The 6,756-nt window shown below is 66.2% G+C and carries 8 protein-coding genes; all 8 read left to right on the top strand.

The window, feature by feature from the left end; all coding sequences use genetic code 11:
* The first annotated feature begins 76 nt into the window (after positions 1–76).
* The 8 genes from ACGFK1_RS22025 to ACGFK1_RS22060 all read left to right on the top strand — a co-directional run bounded on the left by ACGFK1_RS22025 (position 77) and on the right by ACGFK1_RS22060 (position 6,606).
* Positions 77–1,123, top strand: a complete 1,047-nt coding sequence (locus ACGFK1_RS22025; protein WP_393434059.1) for a hypothetical protein — start codon at positions 77–79, stop codon at positions 1,121–1,123.
* Positions 1,124–1,150: 27 nt separating this feature from the next.
* A complete protein-coding gene (locus ACGFK1_RS22030; protein WP_393434062.1) occupies positions 1,151–1,996 on the top strand; it encodes a sugar phosphate isomerase/epimerase family protein in 846 nt (281 codons plus the stop codon).
* A 17-nt stretch (positions 1,997–2,013) separates the two neighbouring features.
* Positions 2,014–2,850 (top strand): thioesterase family protein, encoded by an 837-nt coding sequence (locus ACGFK1_RS22035; RefSeq protein WP_393434065.1) that lies wholly within the window; start codon positions 2,014–2,016, stop codon positions 2,848–2,850.
* A gap of 28 nt (positions 2,851–2,878) precedes the next feature.
* Positions 2,879–3,760, top strand: coding sequence for a pyrroline-5-carboxylate reductase (gene proC, locus ACGFK1_RS22040; RefSeq protein WP_393434068.1), 882 nt, complete (start codon positions 2,879–2,881; stop codon positions 3,758–3,760).
* Between the two features lie 139 nt (positions 3,761–3,899).
* The gene (locus ACGFK1_RS22045; RefSeq protein ID WP_393434071.1) at positions 3,900–4,163 is read left to right on the top strand and encodes a helix-turn-helix domain-containing protein; all 264 of its coding nucleotides are present in this window, start codon (positions 3,900–3,902) and stop codon (positions 4,161–4,163) included.
* A gap of 113 nt (positions 4,164–4,276) precedes the next feature.
* Entirely contained in the window at positions 4,277–4,378 is a 102-nt protein-coding gene (locus ACGFK1_RS22050) for a 30S ribosomal protein bS22 (protein WP_003402602.1), read from the top strand.
* 29 nt (positions 4,379–4,407) lie between these two features.
* The gene (locus ACGFK1_RS22055) at positions 4,408–5,496 is read left to right on the top strand and encodes an SDR family oxidoreductase (RefSeq protein ID WP_393434074.1); all 1,089 of its coding nucleotides are present in this window, start codon (positions 4,408–4,410) and stop codon (positions 5,494–5,496) included.
* A gap of 6 nt (positions 5,497–5,502) precedes the next feature.
* Positions 5,503–6,606: a lysophospholipid acyltransferase family protein gene (locus ACGFK1_RS22060; protein ID WP_393434125.1), complete on the top strand. Its 1,104-nt coding sequence runs from the start codon at positions 5,503–5,505 to the stop codon at positions 6,604–6,606.
* Positions 6,607–6,756: the final 150 nt, after the last annotated feature.

Below are 6,756 nucleotides of genomic sequence, written 5' to 3' on the forward strand. Positions count from 1 at the left end.
CTCCTCGGCGGAGCTGAAAAGCGACCTGAGTGCGGGATGCTGGACGATAGGCGGCTAGCCTCAGAGGCAACAAACGATGACAGGACCTGAAGACCACAACAACACGCGACCGATCTCGGTTGCGGAGTTGCTGGCGCGCAACGGCACGATCGGTGCGCCGCCCGTCGGCGGCAGGCGCCGCAAACGCCGCGGCGATACGGACGCTGTCACGGTCGCCGAACTGACCGGCGAGATTCCCGTCGTCTCCGGTGCGCGGGTCGACGACAGTGAAACGACGCGGACCATCCCCGCGGTAGACGACCGGCCCGCGTCGACCAACGGTGTGGACAGCCACATCGACACGGAACCCGAAGAGGCGCAGGCCGATCCGGGTATCGATGTCGACAGGGACGTCGAGGATGTCGACGACGACTATGCGGACGCGGTCGCCGATTACGCGGCCCACATCGAGCAGCGCGACGTCGAGGACGAGCCGGTGGACTTTTTCGCGCCGCCGCCACGCCGGCCGAAATACACACCGGAACCCCGACGCTTCGCGTCAGTCGGCCTTGGCGCCGAGGAGATGAGCCCTGATCCGGTCGACGAGGATGACCTGTTTGATTCCCCGGTCGATCTGGTCGACGAACCGGAGATCGAGGACGAAGACACCGAGGCCGCGTTCACCAGTGACGTCGAGGACAGGGACCCCGACGAGTTGCCGTCGTATCTGCGCTCCTCGGCAGGTCCGCTGTTCGGCGGTCAGACCGTGGCCGACGACCTGGCCAGAGGTCGATCACGGCCGCGGCCCGAGGACATTGACCTCGAGGAGCGCGAGGACCACGAGGACCACGAGGATGCGGCGGCCGAGCCGTCGAGCGCGATGTCGTCGTTTATGCGTGCGGCCTGGGTGGTCGGCCAGTGCATCATCGCCGTCGCATTCGGTGCCGGCCTGTTCATCGCGTTCGACCAGCTGTGGAAATGGAACAACATCGTGGCACTCGTGCTGTCGGTGCTGGTGATTCTCGGCCTGGTCGTCGGCGTCCGCGTGGTCCGCAAGACAGAGGACATCGGAAGCACGTTGATCGCGGTGGCAGTGGGGGCGCTGGTCACGCTGGGACCGTTGGCCCTGTTGCAGTCGGGCTGACGGCGACGACGTCTACCGATAAACACTGTGCGCCCTGCCATCAAGGTCGGTCTGTCGACCGCCTCGGTCTACCCGCTGAGGACCGAAGCCGCGTTCGAATATGCGGCCCGGCTCGGGTACGACGGCGTCGAGCTGATGGTGTGGGCGGAAACGGTCAGCCAGGACGTCGAAGCGGTTGCCGCCATTTCCGCCCGGTACGACATGCCGGTGCTGTCGGTGCATGCGCCGTGCCTGCTGATCTCGCAGCGAGTGTGGGGTGCCAATCCGATCCCGAAACTCGATCGAAGCGTGCGGGCGGCCGAGCAACTCGGCGCGCAGACCGTCGTCGTCCATCCGCCGTTTCGGTGGCAGCGCCGCTACGCCGAGGGTTTCTCCGATCAAGTCGCCGAACTCGAGGCCTCAAGCGACGTGATGGTCGCGGTGGAGAACGTGTTCCCGTTCCGCGCCGACCGGTTCTTCGGCGCGGGCCAGACGTCGATCGAGCGGATGCGCAAGCGTGGCGGCAAGCCCGGCCCAGGCATATCGGCGTTCGCCCCGTCCTATGACCCGCTGGACGGCAACCACGCGCACTACACGCTGGACCTGTCGCACACCGCGACCGCAGGCACCGACGCCATCGACATGGCCCGCCGGATGGGTGAGGGCCTGACGCATCTGCATCTGTGCGACGGCAGCGGCGCGTCCACCGACGAGCATTTGGTGCCGGGCCGTGGCACCCAGCCGACCGCGGAAATCTGCGAGACGCTGGCCGCCAGCGACTTCTCGGGGCATGTCATCCTCGAGGTGACCACATCGGGCGCGCGCACGGCCACCGAACGTGAAGCGCTGCTGAAGGAGTCGCTGGACTTCGCCCGCAAGCACCTGCTGCGCTGACGCACAAAAGGACACACATGCCCGGATCGACCCTGTTCACCGACGCCATGGCGCTGACAGCGGCCGGAGACGGCGGCTATCACGGTGAGCTCAACGAGCATTGGACCATCGGCCCGAAAGTGCACGGCGGCGCGATGCTGGCGCTGTGCGCGAACGCCGCAATCCAGGAGCACTGGGCCCACGGGCGCAGCGCAGGGGACGGCGATGTGCAGCCGATCGCGGTGTCAGGCAATTTCTTGTGGGCGCCGGATCCTGGCCCCATGCAGATCGTCACGACTGTGCGCAAGCGTGGTCGCCGCGTCAGCCTGATCGACGTCGAACTGAACCAAGGCGATCGAACTGCCGTGCGCGCCGCGATCACTCTCGGTGACCCGGAACACCATGTGCCGCCGCTGTTGTCGGTGAACCCCGTCATCCCGTTGATGCCGCCCGAGCCGCCGCCCGGCCTCGAACCGATCGGGCCTGGGCATCCGATGGAAGACATCGTGCACCTGGCACACGGCTGCGACATCCGCCCGTCGCTGACGACGTTCACGCCGCGCTCCGACGGCGGACCGCCGATCATCGAATATTGGGTGCGGCCGAAAGGCGTTGCCCCTGACGCACTTTTCGCACTGCTGTGCGGCGACGTGTCGGCGCCGGTGACCTTCGGGGTGAACCGGACGGGCTGGGCGCCGACGATACAGCTCACCGCGTACCTTCGAGCGCTGCCCGCCGACGGTTGGCTGCGGGTGCTGTGCACGACGATGCAGATCGGCCAGGACTGGTTCGACGAGGATCACGTCGTGGTCGACTGTGAGGGCCACATCGTCGTGCAGAGTCGGCAACTGGCGATGGTGCCTGCCCCGCAGTGACAGCCGGGCGCATGCAATGCTTGCGCGCATGGCCAGAATCGCGATCGTCGGCGGTGGAAGTATTGGCGAGGCGCTACTGTCCGGGCTGTTGCGCGCGGGGCGGCAGGTCAAGGACCTGGTGATCGCCGAGAAGAGCCCTGACCGCGCGAAGTATCTGTCCGAGACCTATTCGGTCTTGGTGACGACGGTGTCGGACGCCGTCGACACCGCGACGTATGTGATCGTCGCGGTCAAACCCAGCGATGTGTCGGCAGTGGTGGCGGAAATCGCCGAGGCCGCCGCCAGAGCCGAAAGTGATGCTGCAGAACAGGTTTTCGTGTCGGTGGTCGCCGGTGTCACCGCCGAGTTCTACGAGAACAAGCTGCCCGCCGGCGCGCCGGTGATCCGGGTGATGCCCAATGCGCCCGTCGTCGTCGGCGGTGGGGTGAGCGCGTTGGCGCGCGGCCGGTTCGCCACCGCCGAGCACCTCAAGGAGGTGTCGGCGATCTTCGACGCGGTCGGCGGGGTGCTCACCGTGCCCGAGTCGCAACTCGACGCGGTGACCGCGGTGTCGGGGTCAGGGCCCGCGTACTTCTTCCTGATGGTCGAGGCGCTGGTCGACGCGGGCGTGGCGGCAGGGTTGACTCGATCGGTGGCGACCGATCTGGTCGTGCAAACCATGGCAGGCTCGGCCGCCATGTTGCTGGAGCGGTTGGATCAGGCTCAGCAGGCGGGCGATGCGGCGGGCAGTTCACTCGGCGCGGCCTTGGACACCACGGCCGCTCAGTTGCGGGCGACGATCACCTCCCCGGGCGGCACCACCGCCGCTGGGCTGCGTGAACTCGAACGGGGCGGTTTGCGGGCCGCGGTGGCGGACGCCGTGGATGCCGCAAAAAGGCGCTCTGAGCAGCTCGGAATTACATCTGAGTAATTAGTCAATTTCCCACCGATTAGCCCACACCCGTCGCAGTAACCCCATCCGCCACGCTATTCTCCCAGTGGTAAGCACGGGTCGGTGCCAGCGGTGGGGAAGCCGCTGGAACTGCCCGTGCCTGATGGATTGGGTTGCGATGACGTCTATGAACGGGCCATCGGCGCGGGATTCGGCTAGTGGGAAGGCGGCGCGCGACGCCGGCCAGACTGACGGTCAGCCGCCACGAGCTCAATTTCTGACTGTCGCCGAGGTGGCGAGTCTGATGCGGGTCAGCAAGATGACCGTGTACCGGTTGGTGCACAACGGCGAGTTGCCCGCCGTCCGCGTCGGACGCTCGTTCCGCGTGCACGCCAAGGCTGTCCACGACATGTTGGAGAGCTCCTACTTCGACGCGGGCTAGCGGGCGCCTCCGCGCGCGAGCGCCAGGAGCTGTTTTTCGTTTACCTATGCCTCTTCGGTAAGGTGTGCGGGTCAACAGGCTTTTTAGGCATAGGTACGGAGACTTCTGGGTTCATGGGTTCAGTCATCAAGAAGCGGCGTAAGCGCATGTCGAAGAAGAAGCACCGCAAGCTGCTTCGTCGCACCCGGGTGCAGCGCAGAAAGCTCGGCAAGTAGCTTTCGGGTTCGGCCGCTAATCTGTCGAAATGGATTCAGGGGGCCATTCGAACGGGTCGGATTCGCGCGACACCGTCCACTATCCGAAAGTCGTCCTGGTCACCGGCGCGTGCCGGTTTCTCGGCGCATATCTGACGGCCAGGCTCGCCCAGAACCCGTTGATCAACCACGTCATCGCGGTTGACGCGATTGCGCCGAGCAAGGATCTACTGCGCCGGATGGGGCGGGCGGAGTTCGTCCGCGCCGACATCAGGAACCCGTTCATCGCCAAGGTTATCCGCAACGGCGACGTGGACACCGTGGTCCACGCCGCGGCGGCGTCCTATGCGCCGCGCTCCGGGGGGCGCGCGACGCTCAAGGAACTCAACGTGATGGGCGCGATCCAGCTGTTCGCGGCGTGTCAGAAGGCGCCGTCCGTGCGTAGGGTCGTGCTCAAGTCGACCTCGGAGGTCTACGGCTCGAGTTCGCGCGATCCGGTGCTGTTCACCGAGAGCAGCAGCCGACGCAGGCCGCCCGGTGAAGGGTTCGCCCGCGACAGCATCGACATCGAGGGGTACGCCCGCGGTTTGGGCCGTCGCCGCCCCGACATCGCGGTGAGCATCCTGCGGCTGGCCAACATGATCGGCCCCGCGATGGACACCGCGCTGTCGCGCTACCTGGCGGGTCCGGTGGTGCCGACCGTCGTCGGTCACGACGCGCGGCTGCAGCTGCTGCATGAGCAGGACGCCCTTGGCGCGCTGGAACGCGCGACGATGGCGGGCAGAGCGGGCACGTTCAACATCGGTGCACCCGGCATCATCATGATGAGTCAGGCCATCCGGCGGGCGGGCCGCATTCCGCTGCCGATGCCTCGGTCCGCGCTGTGGGCTGTGGATTCGCTGAGACGCGCAACTCGCTACACTGAACTCGATCGGGAGCAGCTTGACTACTTGAGCTATGGCCGGGTGATGGACACCACGCGAATGCGTAACGACCTAGGCTACAGCCCGAAGTGGACGACCGCGGAAGCCTTTGACGATTACGTCCGGGGCCGTGGATTGACTCCGATCCTCGACCCGCGATGGGTACGCTCGATGGAGAGTCGCGCGGTGTCGGCGGCGCAACGTTGGGGACGTTAGAACAAAATATTTTTCAAATCGGGTGGGGAGAAGGTACACGTGGCGGGCGAGCCCAAAGCCAAAGTCATTCCGTTGCACTCTAATTCGGGCCGAACGCAGGCCCAACGACGCGCTTCTGCCGCGCGCGCCTCAAGTTCACGCCGACATCCTTCGCTGCTGACAGACTCCGGTGGCCGCGCTTCCGCTGAGCAGATCGCCGCGGTTGTTCGCGAGATCGATCAGCGCCGCGGCGCCCTCGGCGGCACAGCACCGGCCGAAGAAACGCCGTCCGAACTGGCCAAGCGGATCGCCGCCGTCGCGGAGTTCGCCCGCAAGCGGTTGTTGGGTGATTACACCGTCGACGAGTTCGGCTTCGACCGCCACCTCAACAACGCAATCTTTTTGCCTTTGCTGCGTGTGCTTTTCAACTCGTGGTTCCGCGTTGAGGTCAGCGGCGTCGAGAACCTGCCGCGAACAGGCGCGGCGCTCGTGGTGGCCAACCACGCGGGCGTGCTGCCGTTCGACGGGCTGATGACCGCGGTGGCGGTGCACGACAAGCATCCGACGAACCGGGATCTGCGGCTGCTCGCCGCCGACATGGTGTTCGACATGCCGATGATCGGTCAGGCCGCCCGCAAGGCGGGCCACACCATGGCCTGCACCGCCGACGCGCACAGGTTGCTGGCCGCAGGCGAGCTGACCGCCGTCTTCCCCGAGGGCTACAAGGGCCTGGGCAAGCACTTCAAGGACCGCTACAAGCTGCAGCGCTTCGGCCGCGGCGGCTTCGTCGGGGCGGCGTTGCGGACCAAGGCGCCGATCGTGCCGTGCTCGATCGTCGGGTCGGAGGAGATCTATCCGATGATCGCCGACGTGAAGCTGCTGGCCCGGCTGTTCGGGCTGCCGTACTTCCCGGTCACCCCGCTTTTCCCGCTGGCGGGACCGGCAGGACTGGTGCCGCTGCCGTCCAAGTGGCATATCCAGTTCGGCGAGCCGATCCAGACGTCCGACTACGACGAATCGGCCGCCGAGGATCCGATGATCACGTTCGAGCTGACCGACCAGGTTCGCGAGACCATCCAGCAGACGCTGTACCAGTTGTTGGCGAACCGCCGAAACACATTCCTCGGCTAGGGTCCGGTCCAGCCCGGCGGCCAGCGCGAGCAGACGCAAAACTGCCTCAAATCGCCCGGCGGTTTCTAGCGCTCTATGCAACAGCGGTCGGTGTGGACGGGTTGGAGAGTAGTTCGTCGAGGGCTTCGGCGGGTGTTTTCCAGTCCAGTG

Source organism: Mycobacterium sp. NPDC048908 (genome assembly GCF_043197955.1).
Classification (GTDB): Bacteria; Actinomycetota; Actinomycetes; order Mycobacteriales; family Mycobacteriaceae; genus Mycobacterium.

Bases quoted from the DNA above. Each gene is read 5' to 3' on its own strand.
- ACGFK1_RS22025 (WP_393434059.1), top strand. From the start codon at position 77: ATGACAGGACCTGAAGACCACAACAACACGCGACCGATCTCGGTTGCG.
- ACGFK1_RS22035 (WP_393434065.1), top strand. From the start codon at position 2,014: ATGCCCGGATCGACCCTGTTCACCGACGCCATGGCGCTGACAGCGGCC.
- proC (WP_393434068.1), top strand. From the start codon at position 2,879: ATGGCCAGAATCGCGATCGTCGGCGGTGGAAGTATTGGCGAGGCGCTA.
- ACGFK1_RS22045 (WP_393434071.1), top strand. From the start codon at position 3,900: ATGACGTCTATGAACGGGCCATCGGCGCGGGATTCGGCTAGTGGGAAG.
- ACGFK1_RS22050 (WP_003402602.1), top strand. From the start codon at position 4,277: ATGGGTTCAGTCATCAAGAAGCGGCGTAAGCGCATGTCGAAGAAGAAG.
- ACGFK1_RS22055 (WP_393434074.1), top strand. From the start codon at position 4,408: ATGGATTCAGGGGGCCATTCGAACGGGTCGGATTCGCGCGACACCGTC.